Consider the following 18,729-nt stretch of genomic DNA (forward strand, 5'->3'; position numbering starts at 1 on the left):
GATTTCAAAAAAGGTTAAAAAATATGGCTCCAATTAAATATCGAAGCCATTTTTGTAATTCACAATGATATATCCCTTTTAACAATGTCTACTTTTTAGGGGTCAGACCAAAACGCGACCCCCTTTATAAAAATAAAAAATTAACTTTTCAAGATACTAAAGCTTACTTGAAATTTAATAAATTATATCTTACATTAAATAGATTTATGATACTGTGCCCTTATATTCAACACTTATACCTTTATAATCTTATTTAAGCTTTAATATTCTTTATATCTCTGCAACTTACAATATCAATTCCTGTTCCTAATATATCTTTAAGAATTACTTCACCTACAGAAATAGGTGCAACTACTTCAAGTTTTTTAAGCTCTTCCATACACTTAAAGTTAAGTTTTTTTGGAATTGCTCCCTTTGTTTTTACTGGAAGTACTTGAAGTTCACCATCTTTTATCTTAACAGTTGTAGTTATTACTCTAACAGGATTTGTTATTTCGCTAATCCCATAATCAATGCCTCTTTTGCATCCATTTCCACTTACTTTATTTTCTTCAATATTAATCTTTAAATGACATCCCATAGGACAACATATACAAATTAAATTCTTTTCCATTCTATTCACCATCCTCTAAAGAAATAATTAAATCTTCTTCTATATTGCTTAATAATTTCTTACTTAAAACTATTCTTTCCATTTCTGATGGTGCTAAATGTCTTTTCTTTAACCTTGAAATCTCTTTTTCTCCAGACCTAACAACTAATACTTTATTTTTATAAACATTATTTACTCTCATAAATACAGTTAACTTTTCATCTATATCTTCTATAGAAATTCTTTGAGGAACAGTATAATTTATTGCATTACCATTCTTTATATTTATATAACTTTCTTTCTTCAATATGTTTTTCAAATACTTTGCAGCTGATTTTCCTGCATGTTTAGCTTCTTCAGTAACAAAATCTACTAAATCATGTACATGAACTACATTTCCACAAGCAAAAATTCCATCAACATTAGTTTCCATACTTTCTGTTACAACAAGTCCATTAGTCCTTCTATCTAATTCTATTCCTACTTTATCTGATAATTCATTTTCCGGAATTAATCCAACTGATAATAGTAATGTATCACATTCAAATTCTATCTCTGTTCCTTTTATAGGTCTCTTATTTTCATCAACCTTTGAAATTATAACTTTTTCTAGTCTTTTATCTCCAATAATATCTACAACTGTATGTGATAAGTATAATGGTATATTATAATCTTCTAAACATTGAACTATATTTCTATTAAGTCCATTTGAATAGGGCATAAGCTCTACAACTGCTTTTACTTTAGCACCTTCTAATGTCATTCTTCTAGCCATTATAAGTCCTATATCACCAGAACCTAAAATTACTACTTCTTTACCAGGCATATATCCTTCCATATTTATATATCTTTGAGCTGCTCCTGCAGTATATACACCTGAAGGTCTATCCCCTGGAATATTTATTGCTCCTCTTGTTCTCTCCCTGCATCCCATTGCCAATATAATTGCCTTTGTTTCCAAAATCATATACCCATCATTAGAATTTATTGCATGTATTCTCTTATTTTTTTCTATTTCTAAAACCATTGTATCAAGTTTTATATCAATTTCACTTTCTTCAACAAGTTTTATAAATTTACCAGCATATTCAGGGCCAGTAAGCTCCTCTTTAAATGTATGCAAACCAAAACCATTGTGAATACATTGATTTAATATCCCACCAAGTTCTCTATCTCTTTCAATTATTAAAATATTTCTTACCCCATTTAAATAAGCTTCATATGCAGCTGCAAGACCTGCAGGACCTCCACCTATTACAATTAAATCATACCTCATAATTATCCCCCTATCTTGAATTTCCAGTTAAAATATATGAACCATCTTTTTCTAAAACTATATTTTCTAAAGGTATATTAAGTTCTCTGGATATTATTTCTTGAACACGAGGTCCACAAAATCCTCCTTGGCATCTTCCCATTCCCGGTCTACATCTTCTCTTCACTCCATCTAAAGAAATAGTTCCAAAAGATTTTTTAATCGCATCTATTATTTCACCTTCAGTTATTTGCTCACATCTACATATGATTCTTCCATACTTACTATCTTTTTTTATTATTTCAGCTCTTTCTTCTAATGAAAGTTCCATAAATCTAATTTGCTTTCTATGTGGATTAAAGTTATCTTTTCTACTCATATTAAGTCCTGCATTTTTTAATATATCTAATACACTCATAGCTATTGCCGGAGCAGCAGATAATCCTGGTGACTTCATACCTGCTACATCTATAAACCCTTTAACTTCTTCATTTTCCTCTATAATAAAATCTCCATTATCAGAATGCGCTCTTAATCCTGAAAAATTTCTAATTGAATTTCTAAAATTTATTTTGTTTGTTGTCTTTGAGGCAGTTTCTTTTATATATTCTAAACCTTTACTTGTTGTTTTTACTGAATCCTTATCTTCAATAGTTTCTGCATTAGGTCCTACTATTAAGTTTCCATGAACAGTTGGAGTAACCAATACGCCTTTTCCAAGCTTTGTTGGACATTGGAATATAGTATGTTCAAACATCTTACCTTCATTCTTATCAATTACATAATACTCTCCCCTAATTGGGATTATCTCAAATTTTTCTTCACATATCATGTTATGAATTTTATCTGAATAAACACCAGCTGCATTTATCACATATTTAGCCTCTACTACCTCTTTATCTCTTATATTAATCTTAAATATATCATCCTTTTTTATTCCTATGACTTCGCTACTTAATTTAATTTCTCCACCATTTTCTATACCATTTTCTATTAAAGCTATTGTATACTCAAACGGTCCTACTATTCCTCCTGTTGGCGCATATAAAGCTCCTACTATATTTTCACTTAAATTAGACTCTTTTGATAAAACTTCTTCTTTATTTAGTAGCTTTAATCCTTTTACATTATTTTTGATACCATTCTCAAATAAATTTTTTAATAAATCCATTTCTTCTTCATTAAAAGCTATTACTAATGAGCCATTTCTTTTAAAGGGTACAGATAGCTCTCTACATAAACCTTCAAACATTTCGTTACCCTCTACATTATATTTTGCCATTAGCGTTCCATGTTCCGGATCATACCCAGAATGAATTATAGCTGAATTTGCTTTTGTCGTTCCCATAGCTACATCATTTTCTTTTTCTAAAATTATAACTTTTAAATTAAATTTAGTTAGTTCTCTAAAAATAGAAGCTCCTATAACACCAGCTCCTATTATGGCAACATCATACATATATATACCCCCATTAATATTATTTAAATTTATTTTAACCATTTTTTATAATTTAAATTATTCCTATCACCTATGTTTAGATAACAAAAAAAGCACAAAAATAAGACTTAACTCTTATTTTTATGCTTAACTCTAACTTCTCTTAGCACATTAAATAATTATGAAATTATTATATCATATATTTTTCCACTGGTACATATAATTTTCAGAATCTTATTCATATACTATTCATCCTATAAAACTTATACAAAGATTATTATACTTTTTTGGTAATTATGATAAATTTTCTAAAATCTATTTAATTTATTAAAATATTCCATTATAATATATTTATTGCACGGGTTAATTTAAGTTATCCCTTTACAATTTATATATACCAAATAATTGGGCAGGCTTCTTTATTTAAGGGCCTGCCTAGTTATTTTTATTATTAAACAAAAAATTCATCTTCCAAACCTTCAAGATCTAATATTGTTATTTCTTTTAAGCTAAAATCTATAAGTCCCATATCTCTCATATTTATAAGTTCTCTTGAAAGAGATGGTCTTGGTATTCCAAGTTCCTCAGCTAAATCTTTTTTAGATGATATTTTTAGTGAAAATGTATTATTTCTTTTATAATTATCAAGTAAAAGCTTACATACCTTTCTTCTAATAGAATCCAATTCAATTAAATTTATTTTTCTATTTAATATGACTATTTTTTGAGATAAAAGCTCTAATATGTTTTCTGTAAACTTAGTATTTTTCTGAATTATTCCTAAAACACTTTTTTTAGGAAATGATAATACCTTACAATTTTCAAAAGCCATAACTGTTGCAGGATACTCTTTTTCTTTTGAGAATAATAATGCTTCTGCAAATACATCACTTACATTGAAATATGATAATGTTAATACTTTTCCATTTTCATATATAGTTTGAATTACAGCCTTTCCTTCAATTACAACAGATAAGCTGTTACACTTTTCACCTTGATTTGCTATTACTTCACCCTTTTTATATGATTTTATTATATATGATTCACTTTTTAATATTTCCCCTATTTCACTTTCAGAAATCCCCTTAAAAAAGCAGGTATTTTTTAATATATCTATCATTAGAACTCTCCTTTGTAATAAATTGATAATGACTAATTAAAGATGCTTTTCAAATCAAAACTTAGATTAAATTGGTGCGCACACCTTTATCTTAAAAATCCTTAGGATTTTTTCCTTAATTGTCCATTGTGCATTATCAATTATTAATTATAAAAATGTCCACATTTTTATACTATTATACTATCACAAATTATGTATAAAAAGAACAAAAGCCATTGTAAAACCAAATACATAGTTTTACAATAGCTTCAAATTATTATTGTGCTAAGAACATGTTTAAATCATCTTCAACATTAGTTATTCCACCAATACCAAAGTTCTCAACAAGTACTTTAGCAACATTTGGTGATAGGAATGCTGGTAGTGTTGGTCCTAAGTGAATATTCTTAACTCCAAGGTATAATAATGATAGTAATACTATTACAGCTTTTTGTTCATACCATGCAATATTAAATGCTATTGGTAAGTCATTAATATCTTGTAATTCAAATACTTCTTTAAGTTTTAATGCTATTAATGCTAGTGAATATGAATCATTACATTGTCCTGCATCTAGAACTCTTGGAATTCCACCGATATCTCCTAATTCTAATTTGTTATATTTATATTTTGCACAACCTGCTGTTAATATAACAGTATCATTTGGTAGAGCTTTTGCAAAATCTGTGTAGTAATTTCTTGATTTAGCTCTTCCGTCACATCCTGCCATTACGAAGAATTTCTTTATAGCACCTGACTTAACAGCATCTACAACTTTATCTGCAAGTTGCATTACTTGATTATGAGCAAATCCACCTATGATTTCACCTTTTTCTATTTCTGTTGGAGCCTTACATTGTTTAGCTAGTTCAATCATTTCTGAGAAATCCTTAGATTGTCCATCTATACCGTCTATATGCTTACATCCTGGGAATCCAGCTGCTCCAGTTGTGAATACTCTATCTTTATAGCTATCCTTTGGTGGTACTATACAGTTAGTAGTCATTAAAATTGGTCCATTGAAGCTTTCAAATTCTTCTTTTTGTTTCCACCATGCATTTCCGTAGTTTCCTACAAAGTGATTATATTTCTTAAATGCTGGATAGTAGTGAGCTGGTAACATTTCTGAGTGAGTATAAACGTCTACTCCTGTACCTTCTGTTTGCTTTAATAATTGTTCTAAATCCTTTAAGTCATGACCTGAAACTAATATTCCTGGGTTATTTCTAACTCCTATATTAACCTTTGTCATTTCTGGGTGTCCATAAGTTCCAGTATTAGCACTATCAAGTAAAGCCATACCGTCTACCCCTACCTTACCCGTTTCTAAAGTTAAAGCAACCAATTCATCTACTGTTAAGTTATCATTTAATAATTTAGCTAAAGTTTCTTGCATAAATGCACTTACTTCTTCATTATCATAACTTAATTCATTAGCATGCTTCATGTAAGCTGATAATCCCTTTAATCCATAAGTTATAAGTTCTCTTAAACTTCTTATATCTTCATCCTTAGTTGCTAATACACCAACTTCTCTTGATTTTGCATCATATTCTTCTCTTGTAGTTGCTGTCCATAATGCAGCTTCTGATAATCCATCTTTATTTGATAATTTATTTAATAATTCTTCCTTTATTTCTAAAACTCTTTTAACTCTTTCATAGAATATTTCATCATCAAAGTTAGCATTAGTTATAGTTGTAAATAAGTTTAAAGTTATAAAATGATTAATTTCATTTGAAACTTCTTTTCCTTCTTTTCTTAATCTTGTTGTAACTTCTGATAATCCTTTTGTTGTATATACTAATAGATCTTGCATTCTTGCTAAGTCTGGTGACTTACCACAAACTCCAAATTGTGTACATCCAGTACATCCTGCTGTTTCTTGACATTGGAAACAAAACATCTTATTTTCCATCGAAAAAATCCCCCTTGATAATCTAAATCTTAATTTGTTACTTCTATGTTTACATTATATGAGGATTTTATATTCAATTCGGTAACAATCGTTACAACATAATTAAAAAATTAAAAAATAAAAAAACTTATAATATAATTTATCAAACCTAAATTAACAAAATTCCTAAGTCTCCTCTGCCATCATAAAGATGTTTTGCTATAATGAAATTTATTTCTTTTTGTATTATACTGTTACTATAATTACTTTTCTAATTGAAAATTGCTTATATGTATAACAATTCTGCTATTTTTGTTTAAAGGAGATATTATGGATAATAAGAGTTATTTACAACTTAAAGAACAAGTTAACCATGGAAATATGCAATTACCACTGGAAGTCTATAATGTAGAATTTAGGGATTCAGCTGATTTCTATTCACACTGGCATGATGAAATGGAATTTATATATATACTTAATGGTTCTGCAGAAATTTGCATAGATTTTAAAATATTTAGTGTAACTACTGGAGATTTCATTATTATTCCTAATGGAGCTATTCATTATATGATAGGAAAAGAAAATACTAAGATATCTTATATAGCTCTTGTATTTAATCTCTCTTTGATAGAAGGAAATACTTTAGATTATTCTCAAATTAACTTTGTGACTCCCATAATGAAAAATAAATTATTCTTTAAGAATATCATAAGAAATTCAAATGTCGGACATGCTAAAATAGTTAGTTCTTTTAATAACATAATAGAAAGCTACAATAATAAATCTTATGGCTTTCAACTAGAAATTAAAGGATCATTATTTTCAATTTTTTCTACTATCTTTAAAGAAGGATATGTTAGCCTAAACCTAGCCCCTGAAAACAATAGTGATTTAATTAAAGTTGAAAAATTAAAAGAAGTTATTAAATATATTCAAACTAATTATAAAAATCCTATATCAATTAAGGAATTAGCAGATATATCTCAGTATAGTGAATATCATTTTTTAAGATTTTTCAAAACTCAAACTGGAAAAACTTGTACTCAATATATTAATCATTTTAGAATTCAAAAGGCAACATTACTTTTATTTAATTCAAATTTATCTATAACAGAAATTGCTTATGAAGTTGGATTTGGTGATGTGTCCTATTTTATTAAAACATTTAAAAAGTTTTTATCAATATCTCCTACTAAATATAGAAAAACAAATTTATAAATTAAGAATATAACGGCTACGATAACTAGATATGTTCCATAAGCTAAATAGCTGTGCAAATAAGTACTAGGCTTAGAAAAACTACTATGCCAAGAGTTTTTATTAACTCGCTTTGCTCAAACAATTAAGCAACACTAAGGCCTAGTAGTTCTTCCTTAACCAAGTACTTCTAATTGCTCGCTATATGCTTATTCCACAGTCTATTTATCTTCGCCAACTTATATTTTACTTAAAAGATTTTACATTTCCACAAAAACTTTCTACTTATCACTGTACTAATTTTTAGTGCGAAATCTCCTTTAAGTTAAATATATAAACTCTAATTTTTTTATTTATCCTGTAATTAATTTATAGCTAAACTTTAAAGACAGCTTTACTTCCTTTATTTGTTGAGCTTACTTCAAGCTTAGTTTCTATTCTGTCTTTTAATTCTTGAACGTGAGAAATTACTCCAACTACTCTTCCATCATCTTGTAAGTCTACTAGACATTCAATAGCTGAATCAAGTGACTCTGGGTCTAGAGTTCCGAATCCTTCATCTATAAACATAGTATCTAATTGTATTCCACCTGAATAACTTTGAACCACATCTGCGAGTCCTAATGCCATAGATAATGATGCTTTAAAGCATTCTCCTCCTGATAAAGTCTTTACATCTCTAGATTTACCTGTATAGTTATCAAACACTTCTAAATCTAATCCTTGACCTTTTCTTTTATCTCCTAATTCTTCTTTTCTTAAAAGTTCAAATCTATTACAAGTCATTTGTGAAAATCTAATATTTGCAGCTTCAATTATATCTTCAAAATATGCTGCTAAAACATATCTCTCAAAACTTATTTTTCTTGGATTATCCCCATTTATCACTTTTGCTAATTTGCCTACAGTCTTATATTTCTCTTCATCTTCCTCTATTAATTTACTATAGTTAATACATTCTCCAACGATTTTTTTATTTTGGCTTATTCTTAAGTAAATTTCTTTTTCAGATTTATCTAAATTAATCTTTTCATTACTTTTAACTTTTAAAGCTTCTTCTATATTTCTTAAATCGATTTTATTTAAATCCTTACACTCTTCTAAAGATAAATTATAAACTCTTTCTGCATTAGATAAATCTATATTAAACTTATTTATATCTCTTTCTAACTCATCAATTTCTACTTGTATCATTCTACTTAAAGAATAATCATTGTAATTTTCAAATCCTAATTCTAGAACTTTTTCTTTAAACAGCTTTAAAGCATCATCTAGCTCTAACTTTGCATTTTCAGTTACTTTCTCTAGGGAACTCTTATTACCATTTTCTTTATCATAAATAGTTTTTATATTATTAAAGTTTTGTTCTGCCTTTACATAATCTTCTTTTAGCTTTTCAAGAGTAATATTTACTTTTAATTGTTCTTCTTCTAAATCCTTAACGCTTCTTATAGTTCCTTTGAATTCATCAACTATATTTTGTAGATTAGTTTCTTGAGCTTTTAATTCTCCTTCTTTTGCTAATAGTTCTTTATTTTTATTTTCTAGATCGATCCTTAATTCCTCAGTATATTTTTCTACTTCTTCCTTTTGCTTTAATTTAGTTAATTCTAGTGATACTACCTTTTCAATTTCTTTTTTTCTACTAATTACTTTATCTAACTGACTGTAATTATATTTTAGTTCAAAATTAACCTTTTCTATAGATATCTCAATATCATCATTAAACTCTTCTTTATTAAACACTTCTATAAATATAGGTTTTATTGTTTCTTCTTTAAGTGAACTTATTTCTGCTTGTATTTTAGTAAGCTCCCTATAATAAGATTCTCTTTTTTCATAAAACTTGTCAGCTAATGCTTTTGATTCCTTTACAGCAGCTTCATTTATATTACCTGATTCAATAGTTGCAAGCTTTGGATGATGAATAGATCCACAAACAGGGCAATTTTCTCCTTCTATTAGCCCTTTAGCTAATATTCCTGCTTGATTTCTTCTAAAAGCATCTTCTAGCTTCTCATAATTTTTTTTCTTATCATTATATTCTTTATCTGCATTTTCATAAAATGCTGTTCCCTTTACATGTCTTTGACTTTCTAGTTTACATTTTTCTAAAGCACTTAAAATCTTATTAAGTTTTTCTTGTTTAGATATATAATTTATTTCTTTTATATCTAAATTATTCTTTTCCTCTTTTAGCTTATTTATATTTTCTAGCTCTTCTGATAATAATTTTAATAAGTTATTCTTCTTATTTCTATCTAAGTCTATATGCTTTATTCTTTCAATAATATATTTAGATTCTTTCATTAGCCTATCAAGAATTTCTTTATTACTTTGATAAATTGAGGCCTTTTCTTTTAATTTCTCAATTTCATCAAGCTTTTTTCTTAAATCATTTTTTAAATCTTCTTTTTCATTTTCTATTTTTAGCTTTCTTTCTGCATCATCAAATTCTTTTTTATATTTATTTAAATTTTCTATACTTTTTCTTAAACTTTCTTCTGCTTTAAGTAAAGCTAATTTTTTCTCCTTATATTTATCTTCAAAACCTAGAACTGTTACAGCCTTTTTTCCACTTTCTAATTTAATACTTTTTACTTCATATTCATGCTTTAATAAATTTAATTTATCTAAATCGCATTTATACTTTTCTAGATTATCTATCTTTTTGTTTATATCATTTGCTAAAACTAACTCTTTTGAAATATTATTAATTTCTATATTAATATCTTTTAACTTTTCTTTGATTATATTTTCTTCTTCCTCATCTTTATCTATAGCATCTTTAAATTTTGAAAGTATTAATTCTATATTTAAGTCTTTAGCATTTACAATTCTTCTTAATTCGTCATCATCCTCTTTGCATGCAAATGCCTTAATTCTATTTTCTCTATCTCTTTGTATTTGTTCTATAGACTTTTTAAGATTATTTGCTTCTGATTTTATGTTTTGTTGTATATCTGAAAAAACCTTAGTTCCAAAAATCTTCCTAAAAATTTCTTCTTTCTTGTCGCTATCTGAATTTAATAATTTTTTAAATTCACCTTGTGGAATCATAACTAATTGTTTAAATTGCTCGCATGTAATTCCTAGTATTTCTTCAACTAATCTAGTAACTTCTTTTGGTCCTGATACTGTTTTATCTCCAATTTTTATTTCAGCAGAAGGTTTATTTTCTGTAAATCCATCACCTCTTTGCTTAGCCCTAAAATATTGTGGAGACCTCTTTATATAATAATCTTTATTTCTAAGTGAAAACCAAAGTTCTACTTCTGTTGGAGTTGATTTATCAGCAAAGTCACTTCTTAAGTTTTTTCCATCTCTTTCACTACCACTTGCTTCTCCATATAAAGCAAAATTTATAGCATCAAAAATTGTAGTTTTTCCAGCACCAGTATTTCCTGTTATAACAAACATATTTTTTCCATCAAGACTTGCTTCAAAATCTAACTCCTGTCTTTCAGCATATGGTCCAAAACCTGTTATTATTAACTTTCTTATCTTCACCTTACTCTCCCCCCTTTTCTGCTGCTTCTATTATTTTTTCTATAACATTTATCTCATCTTCGCTACAAACTTCATCCATTATATCTTCATAAAAATTCTTAAATAAAGTTATTTTAGATTTTTCTTTTATATTAGTTGCTACATTTCTACTACTATTTCTTGAAACTCTTTCCTCTCTAGTAAGTTCCATAACATTTGGATATATACTTCTAAGCTTTGCCATAGGATCTAAAAGCTCACCCTTGTCTTTTAGTATCACTTTAATGTAATCCTCATAATTTTCAGACGAATTATCAAACCCTTTAATAATCTCTTCTAACGTTCCTGTTTTTACTCTAAAATCTCTTCTAGGTTTTAAATTGTAAATTTCTATATCTACCTCTCCATTTTCATATATATCTACAATTGTTATTCCTTTTTTTTGATTTACTTCTGAAAATGAATACTTCATAAGAGAACCTGAATATCTTATTTTGTCACTTCCAACCTTTTGGGGTCCATGCAAATGTCCAAGGGCTGTATAATTAAACTTTTCAAAATGCTTTGAATTAATATATTCAGTTCCTCCTATTGAAAGAGGTTTTTCTGAGTCACTCTCCTCTAAAGCTTCAAAGTTATCTTCCTTCATTTGAGTTACATACCCATGAGCTACTGCAATATTTCTTTCATCTTCATTAAAATCATTTAGGATTTCAGAAATTATTTTTTGCATAGCCAAATCATGTGTTTTTATATTTTCATCTTCAAATAAATCTCTAACAACCGGTACGTCTGCATATGGTATTGGATAGAAATTTATCTTTCCATATTCATCTTCTAAAACTATTTTATCTATTTTTCTTTTCAGATTTCCAACTATGTATAAACCGCTATCACATAATAATGAGCTTGCAAATTCAACTCTTTCATTACTATCATGATTTCCTGCTAAAGCTATTACCTTAGTATTTAAATCCTTAACTATTTTTTTCATAGTTCTATTTAACAATTCAACAGCATGAACTGGCGGAACAGATCTATCATATAAATCTCCTGCAATCACAACCACATCAGGTTTCTCCTTTTCAATTGCTTCATAAATTTGCTCTATTATAAATTCTTGATCTTCTGTCATATAAAATCCATTAACAAGTTTTCCTATATGCCAGTCTCCCATATGAAAAATCTTCATAAAATCACCTCAAAATATTTTACATAATATATGATAATTATATCACAGCAAAATAATTTTATATTACATAAGTTACAATAATGATATTAGATTTAACTAAATATATAATAAATTGATAGTATTTAAATTAAGTAAATATACAAAAAAGAGAAGTAATTCTTTTCCAAAACAACTTCCCTTTTTATCTACTTATAAGACTATTTATTGAGAAATCTTATTAAATCCTTTGATAAAGAATTTGCATCTTCATATCCCTTATTATAAATAGCCTCTAACTTATTTTTATCTTTTTCAAATCTACTAACATCTAATGGACTACTTGGTCTTATAACAAAACATTTTCCCTCTTCTTCTAACCTATCTAATTGATCTAATGTTTCATTATATATTTTATATCTGTTTTCCATAGCATTAATAAGCCCTGGATGCTTTTTATACTTTCTTTTTATTATTGGCATTATTTTTGTTTTACTTTTTCTATAGCCCTTATGCTGTGTTAGAACCACAATATGCTTTTCTATTCCATCATCTATAGCTTTTTGTATTGGTATTGGTGCAGCTATTCCACCATCCATTAATTTTTTATTGTCAAAATCAACTATCTTTGCAACTAAAGGTAATGATATAGAAGCTTTTAATGCATCATATCCATATCCATCATCAAAATCCTTCACGTCATAAAATTCAGCTTCACCAGTTTCACAATTAGTTGCTCCAACTATAAACTTAGCACGTGAATTTTTAAATACTTCATGATCAAAAGGTTCTAATTCATTTGGTATAATATCAAAAAGCATATCCATTCCAAAAGCTGAACCTGTTTTAATTAAATTACTAAAGCTTAAATATCTCTTATCATTTATGTAGTTAACATTTACTCTATAATTTCTCTTACGTTGCTTTGAAATATACGAAACACAATTACAAGCTCCTGCCGATACTCCTATACAATATTTTATATTTATATCTTTATCTAATAGTAAATCTAGCACACCTGCAGTATAAACCCCTCTCATCCCTCCACCTTCTAGAATAAGTGATGTACTTTCCATGTTAATTCCTCCAAACTATATAATTATATTGTAACTATTTCCATTAATTTAAAATTATATCACTTTCCATTAAATATAAAAATATAAATTCATTTAATAATGTGAATTTATATTGATTATATTTCTTCATAATAAAAAGTCTGTTAATATTTCAACAGACTTTATTATAAATAATAATATTAAATATTTTATGCAGCTTCACTTGAAAATACATCGTATATGTTTTTTCTTCTTGCTTTAGCTAAAGAATTTACTAAGGCATATGATATTGCCCCATCAACAAAGTGATGCAGAATAGTACCTATTGTTACTACTACTATAAATTGATAAACTGAAAAACCAAATGGTATAACTATAAGTCCTTCTAGAATTCCATGAATAGGTGATGTTATAGCAATTGCTTTCTTAAAGTTCTTATCCTTATTTATTATTAATGCCCCCACAAATCCAACTATTATATGCATAGCTGCCCTAGCTGCAACTACTAATGGAGTTGTTATAAAAAAACCAAGTGCAGATCCTACTCCAACAAATATTGCTACACTAGGTGATATCAACATTGCTAAAAACATAGGTACATGTGATGCTAAAGTTGCTGTAAAAGGCCCCACTGTTATTTTTAAAAATCCAAATTGAGTTGGAATTATAATTGCAATTGCAGTCAGTACAGCTGCAAAAACCATTTTTCTTATTTTTTCTCTACTTTCCATATAAAATCCCCCTTAAATACTAGTGTATATACACTAGTATAATATCTGAATATTCGTTTGTAAATATATTTCTAAAAATAAAAAACTCATTAAATAAATTAATGAGTTTTTTTATTTATATTTTTATACTTTTTAATAGATTTCTTTCCAGTATCTATGCTTATATTAACTGGATAAAATAATCCATCATACACCTTATTAATATTTTTTCTAGATAAAAGAAATATTATAATAAAGGGACTTATTAAAATTAAAATATTCTTCCCTATTCCAATATTCCATTTAGGTATAAAGAAATACACTAGCATAACTAAATAAATATGAAAAACATATATATTCATAGTTGCCTTTCCTGTTCTAGAATAAAATTGTTCTTTACTTGGAACTAAATTTATAACACAAATGCTAAATATTATTGCCCCAAAATAAAGAAAAATTCTAAATATAATACCCTCAAATAATGAAACTCCTAGAGAATTATATGAATATGAGTTATATAAAAATTTATAATCAAGCAAATTATTTTTAACTATATAAATTGCTACTAATAAAAATACTACTATTCCTGTAATTGAAAATTCTCTTTTTAAAGATTTAATTTTATCTAAGTGTTCCTCTGTTGCATAATACCCAAGCAAGAAAAATGGTAAAAATACTATAGTTCTAGAAATTGATAATATGCTACCTATACTAGGTATTAATCCAACTAAAACTCCTGCTATAAAACTAGCTAATAAAATATGTTTAAACTTTATTAAATACTTTAATGTCATTCTCCAAAAAAACAAACTTAATAAGTACCATAAAGTCCATCCTGGATAGAGTACAGAAAACATTGCTCTTTTTGTACCTATATATACAGCAGTATACCAAATCATATTAAATATTATATAAGGTATTAATAAATTTCTAATTGCCTTTCTTTTCATTCTGTAAAAATTCTTAGATAAATATCCTGAAATAAATATAAAGAGAGGCATATGAAATATATATATAAATATATATACAATCCTTAATGTACTATTATCCTTTATATAATATTCAATTACATGTCCAAACACTACAAAGAATATCAATATAACTTTCAAATTGTCTAATAAATAATTTCTCTTTTTTAATTTTTCCATATATCTTCTATGAAATCTAAAATAATTTTAGATTCCTTTTCTCCTTTATTTATTACTAGAGATATTATATCTGAATGATGCTTATCATCTAAAATTTCTAGTTTAGCACTGCCATTTAAACTATTTATTTTATCTACAAAACTAATAGAATTTTCTAAGTTAATTAACGGATCCTTATTCCCATGTAAACATAGGATAGGAATATTATTACTTTCCCTTATCAAGTTTATAGGATTCCTTTCTTCAAGAGAATTATCCTTACCAATATAATTTTCAATTAATGTCATGGAGTGTTTAGATGTACATTTTTCAAAATCTAATACACCTGCTAATGTAATTAATCCTTTAAAAATATCATTATTTATAGCGAATTCCTTTTGTTTCTTTACATTGAAAACAATATTAGCTGCAAGCTCTCCACCTGCTGAAAATCCTATAACTATAATTTCTTTGTTCTTAATATCCTTTTCTTTTGATAAGTAATCTTTTAAAGCCATAAATACATCCTCTATTTGAGTTGGATATTTATATAAAGGTGCAAGTCTATAAGCAGGAAGAACTACATTATATCCTAAGTCATTAAAAAACTTTCCAATACAACTTGATGTCTTAGGGCTTCCATGCCACCATCCACCTCCATGAATAAAAAATATTATAGGTTTATTTTTATTACCTCTGTAGACTCTATAATACTGTTTTATATTTTCCCCATATTTAATATTTTCAAAATTATTTTTTCTACTTTGTATATTCTCATGTAAAACCTTATACATTATAGGTATCATTGCAACCTTTTCTTCTATTCTATTATTTATCATACTACCTCCCCTAAAATTAAAAATATCAACTCACTTTATATAGTTAGATTAGTATTTTACAATACTACTTTATTTATAAAAACATTTATTTGCTTATAAACCAACTATACTACATATGGATATTAAATATACTTACCTAATAATACATAAAATATATTATAAAATTTTCTATATATTGCATAGTATATTTTTTCTTTTAATATATTTATTAATATATTAGTTACAATAAATATTTAACATATAGCTAAATTCTAAGAAATTCATAGTTTCTATATAATGTTAGTATTTTAGTAACTTATAAAAATTTAAATAGTTTATATATTCACTTTTGCTATTTTACTTATATTTATGCTAGATATCTAGTATATTGCTAACTTTGATTATATAGATTATTAATTTAAACATATAGTTTAAAATATTAAAAACTTTGTGAGGTACTTTTATGTTAAACAATCAATCTTTTATTCCCCTATTACTTTCTTTAATGGCTGGTCTATCTACAGTAATTGGGGCTTTTATTGTGTTTTTTTCTAAGTCTCAAAATAAAAAACTTATAACATTTGCATTAGCTTTTTCTGCTGGAGTAATGATAACAGTATCCTTTACTGATTTATTTATTTCTGCTGAAGAAACCCTTAGCAAGTATAATGGTAAATTAAATGGAGTTCTTTTATCAATTTTATTTTTGCTATCAGGTGCATTGGTAGCCTTACTAATAGATAAGTTTATTCCAGATGAACCTAAAGCAAATATATCAACACCATCAGGTAAACTTTATAGAGTTGGATTTGTATCAATGATAGCTCTAATGATACATAACTTTCCAGAAGGCATTGCTACTTTTGTTTCTGGATACGAAAATACTACTCTTGGGATATCTATAGCTTTAGCGATAGCGCTTCATAACATTCCAGAAGGTATTTCAGTCGCTATGCCTATATATTACTCTACAAAAAGTAAGTATCAAGCATTTAAATATACACTTTTCTCTGGCCTTGCTGAACCAGCTGGAGCTATGCTGGCTTTCTTATTTTTAAGACCTTATATAAATGAAATAATACTAGCTATCATATTTGCTATGGTTTCAGGAATAATGCTTTATATTTCCTTTGCAGAACTTATACCTGCTTCAAGACAATATGGATATCATAAAACTTATTTATTTTCAATCTTTTTAGGTATATGTATAATTCCATTAAGCCATATTTATGTGCATTAAAAAAATGACTGTATCTTAAAAGATACAGTCATTTTTTAATCTCTTCCGTCTTCAACCATTAGATATCCAATTTGTGGATTCTTATTTAATAACCCTATTATATATATAGTGTAATACTTTCCATTTACTAATCTCTTCTCATTTATATACTTTTCTAATCCAGCTATAGCTGAAAAAGTAACCTTTAAATTATAAATTGCTGGCGATAAAGGGAAATAACCAGTAGTTTCTAAGTACTCCACATTATCAAATAATACTATATCATTTGGAAATGATAAAGATATTAAAGGAGCATTAGGTGATAAATTAATAAATCTCAAAAAAGTGAGTGTCATATTACCTTTCACATTAACATCATTCAATACTAATATACTAATTCCACCACCACTAGTTACTAGATTAACTGTTAAACTAGTATCAGGTAAAATATCTATATTTCTTGTAAATAATGGAATGTCATAGGTTCCTGTTATATATAACTGAAGTTCATGATTTCCTGGGGCTATACTTTCATAGCATGATATATTAGAAAATGATGTATCTTTTACAAACAAACTTCCATCTAAATAAATATCTACAGCAGGTGCTGAAGGAATTGCATGTAAGAATCTTATTTTACTTTGCAAGTTAGGTAAGTTCTGACGGAATAACATGTTTTTCACCTCACTCTTTATTAGAATGCTCTAAAGTTATTTTTATTATCTTTTTAACTAATAAGCTTATTATTGGATATGGAATTCTATATACCTTTAAAGTTGATATTATAGCCCCATGATTTTCTTCTATTTTCTTAAATATACTGTCTATTTCTTTACTCTTCTCATTCCTATATATGCTATCATATTCGCTTCCTAAATCTAACTCTCTTAATATTTCCATATGAGGAGGATCTTCTATATCCTTATCCTCTCTTATAACTTCACTTTTTTCATAAGTTTTCATATATTCATTTAACTTATCAAATGAATTATATGAATTATCAAATTTAGACTTTGATGTCGTTGTAGTTTCTATTTGATTACTGGTATCATTCATATCAAGGCCTTGAGGTATTGTATAGCTTGGCCCCATATTTAAAGGATTCATATTAGGAATATTAGTTAATGTATAATTAGGTTCAGAATCATTATAATTTATATCCATATTATTCGGCATTGCATTTAAATTACTAGAATTGCTAAATGGAACATATTGTTGATCTAAACTGCCTTGATAATCATCTTCAAACATATTATTTATATTATCATTTTTAATACCATTACCATTTGTGCCAGTATTAATATTCAACATATTATTCATTCCTGTTATTCCAACATTCATATTTTCCATAGTGGCATTTATTCCTGTAAATCCATCCCCCATATTCCACATACTATTCATTCCCGTTATTCCAGTATTCATATTCCACATGTTGTTATTCATTCCTGTTATTCCAGTATTCATATTTCCCATGTTGTTATTCATTCCCGTTATTCCAGTATTCATATTCCACATGTTGTTATTTATTCCTGTAGTTCCAGTATTCATATTTCCCATGTTGTTATTCATTCCTGTTATTCCAGAATTCATATTCCACATGTTGTTATTCATTCCTGCAGTTCCAGTATTCATATTTCCCATGTTGTTATTCATTCCTGTAGTTCC

General features: G+C 27.1%; 14 protein-coding genes and 1 pseudogene. 2 read left to right on the plus strand and 13 right to left on the minus strand.

Annotated elements, in window-relative coordinates:
* Window positions 1-253: 253 nt before the first annotated feature.
* The 5 genes from J7M87_RS19330 to hcp all read right to left on the minus strand — a co-directional run bounded on the left by J7M87_RS19330 (window position 254) and on the right by hcp (window position 6,302).
* On the minus strand, window positions 254-613 hold the full coding sequence (locus tag J7M87_RS19330; RefSeq protein ID WP_291653725.1) for a DUF1667 domain-containing protein: 360 nt from the start codon (window positions 611-613) through the stop codon (window positions 254-256).
* A 1-nt stretch (window position 614) separates the two neighbouring features.
* Window positions 615-1,868, minus strand: coding sequence for an FAD-dependent oxidoreductase (locus J7M87_RS19335; RefSeq protein WP_291653728.1), 1,254 nt, complete (start codon window positions 1,866-1,868; stop codon window positions 615-617).
* A 10-nt stretch (window positions 1,869-1,878) separates the two neighbouring features.
* Window positions 1,879-3,306 carry an NAD(P)/FAD-dependent oxidoreductase gene (locus J7M87_RS19340; protein ID WP_291653729.1) on the minus strand — a complete coding sequence of 476 codons (1,428 nt, stop codon included), beginning with the start codon at window positions 3,304-3,306 and terminating at the stop codon, window positions 1,879-1,881.
* A gap of 430 nt (window positions 3,307-3,736) precedes the next feature.
* Window positions 3,737-4,405, minus strand: a complete 669-nt coding sequence (locus J7M87_RS19345) for a Crp/Fnr family transcriptional regulator (protein WP_291653731.1) — start codon at window positions 4,403-4,405, stop codon at window positions 3,737-3,739.
* A 256-nt stretch (window positions 4,406-4,661) separates the two neighbouring features.
* The gene (gene hcp / locus J7M87_RS19350; RefSeq protein ID WP_291653733.1) at window positions 4,662-6,302 is read right to left on the minus strand and encodes a hydroxylamine reductase; all 1,641 of its coding nucleotides are present in this window, start codon (window positions 6,300-6,302) and stop codon (window positions 4,662-4,664) included.
* Between the two features lie 309 nt (window positions 6,303-6,611).
* On the opposite strand from hcp, the gene J7M87_RS19355 reads away from it, so the two are divergent.
* On the plus strand, window positions 6,612-7,499 hold the full coding sequence (locus J7M87_RS19355; protein WP_291653735.1) for an AraC family transcriptional regulator: 888 nt from the start codon (window positions 6,612-6,614) through the stop codon (window positions 7,497-7,499).
* A 354-nt stretch (window positions 7,500-7,853) separates the two neighbouring features.
* Here the strand turns inward: J7M87_RS19355 and J7M87_RS19360 are convergent, their stop codons facing one another.
* The 6 genes from J7M87_RS19360 to J7M87_RS19385 form a co-directional block, all read right to left on the minus strand.
* On the minus strand, window positions 7,854-10,988 hold the full coding sequence (locus J7M87_RS19360) for an AAA family ATPase (RefSeq protein ID WP_291653737.1): 3,135 nt from the start codon (window positions 10,986-10,988) through the stop codon (window positions 7,854-7,856).
* Window position 10,989: 1 nt separating this feature from the next.
* Window positions 10,990-12,159 (minus strand): exonuclease SbcCD subunit D, encoded by a 1,170-nt coding sequence (locus tag J7M87_RS19365; RefSeq protein WP_291653739.1) that lies wholly within the window; start codon window positions 12,157-12,159, stop codon window positions 10,990-10,992.
* 197 nt (window positions 12,160-12,356) lie between these two features.
* A complete protein-coding gene (locus tag J7M87_RS19370) occupies window positions 12,357-13,211 on the minus strand; it encodes a patatin family protein (protein ID WP_291653741.1) in 855 nt (284 codons plus the stop codon).
* A 188-nt stretch (window positions 13,212-13,399) separates the two neighbouring features.
* Entirely contained in the window at window positions 13,400-13,921 is a 522-nt protein-coding gene (locus J7M87_RS19375) for an ECF transporter S component (RefSeq protein ID WP_291653743.1), read from the minus strand.
* A gap of 98 nt (window positions 13,922-14,019) precedes the next feature.
* Entirely contained in the window at window positions 14,020-15,048 is a 1,029-nt protein-coding gene (locus J7M87_RS19380) for an acyltransferase family protein (protein WP_291653745.1), read from the minus strand.
* Complete coding sequence (locus J7M87_RS19385) at window positions 15,036-15,866, minus strand: alpha/beta hydrolase (protein WP_291653747.1); 831 nt, start codon at window positions 15,864-15,866, stop codon at window positions 15,036-15,038. The genes J7M87_RS19380 and J7M87_RS19385 overlap by 13 nt, the downstream gene beginning before the upstream one ends.
* Before the next feature lie 442 nt (window positions 15,867-16,308).
* Between J7M87_RS19385 and zupT the strand changes: the two genes are divergently transcribed.
* Window positions 16,309-17,085 (plus strand): zinc transporter ZupT, encoded by a 777-nt coding sequence (gene zupT / locus J7M87_RS19390; protein WP_291653748.1) that lies wholly within the window; start codon window positions 16,309-16,311, stop codon window positions 17,083-17,085.
* A gap of 35 nt (window positions 17,086-17,120) precedes the next feature.
* On the opposite strand, the gene J7M87_RS19395 is transcribed toward zupT, so the two are convergent.
* Complete coding sequence (locus J7M87_RS19395) at window positions 17,121-17,738, minus strand: DUF4397 domain-containing protein (RefSeq protein WP_291653750.1); 618 nt, start codon at window positions 17,736-17,738, stop codon at window positions 17,121-17,123.
* A 10-nt stretch (window positions 17,739-17,748) separates the two neighbouring features.
* Window positions 17,749-18,729, minus strand: a pseudogene (locus tag J7M87_RS19400) (hypothetical protein); the annotation flags it as partial.

The organism is Clostridium sp., from assembly GCF_017888565.1.
Taxonomy (GTDB): Bacteria; Bacillota; Clostridia; order Clostridiales; family Clostridiaceae; genus Clostridium.

Excerpts from the sequence above, each read along its gene's own strand:
- zupT (WP_291653748.1), top strand. The coding sequence starts at position 16,309 with ATGTTAAACAATCAATCTTTTATTCCCCTATTACTTTCTTTAATGGCT.
- J7M87_RS19355 (WP_291653735.1), top strand. The coding sequence starts at position 6,612 with ATGGATAATAAGAGTTATTTACAACTTAAAGAACAAGTTAACCATGGA.
- J7M87_RS19340 (WP_291653729.1), bottom strand. The coding sequence starts at position 3,306 with ATGTATGATGTTGCCATAATAGGAGCTGGTGTTATAGGAGCTTCTATT.
- hcp (WP_291653733.1), bottom strand. The coding sequence starts at position 6,302 with ATGGAAAATAAGATGTTTTGTTTCCAATGTCAAGAAACAGCAGGATGT.
- J7M87_RS19330 (WP_291653725.1), bottom strand. The coding sequence starts at position 613 with ATGGAAAAGAATTTAATTTGTATATGTTGTCCTATGGGATGTCATTTA.
- J7M87_RS19345 (WP_291653731.1), bottom strand. The coding sequence starts at position 4,405 with ATGATAGATATATTAAAAAATACCTGCTTTTTTAAGGGGATTTCTGAA.
- J7M87_RS19385 (WP_291653747.1), bottom strand. The coding sequence starts at position 15,866 with ATGATAAATAATAGAATAGAAGAAAAGGTTGCAATGATACCTATAATG.
- J7M87_RS19335 (WP_291653728.1), bottom strand. The coding sequence starts at position 1,868 with ATGAGGTATGATTTAATTGTAATAGGTGGAGGTCCTGCAGGTCTTGCA.
- J7M87_RS19375 (WP_291653743.1), bottom strand. The coding sequence starts at position 13,921 with ATGGAAAGTAGAGAAAAAATAAGAAAAATGGTTTTTGCAGCTGTACTG.
- J7M87_RS19365 (WP_291653739.1), bottom strand. The coding sequence starts at position 12,159 with ATGAAGATTTTTCATATGGGAGACTGGCATATAGGAAAACTTGTTAAT.
- J7M87_RS19370 (WP_291653741.1), bottom strand. The coding sequence starts at position 13,211 with ATGGAAAGTACATCACTTATTCTAGAAGGTGGAGGGATGAGAGGGGTT.
- J7M87_RS19395 (WP_291653750.1), bottom strand. The coding sequence starts at position 17,738 with ATGTTATTCCGTCAGAACTTACCTAACTTGCAAAGTAAAATAAGATTC.
- J7M87_RS19380 (WP_291653745.1), bottom strand. The coding sequence starts at position 15,048 with ATGGAAAAATTAAAAAAGAGAAATTATTTATTAGACAATTTGAAAGTT.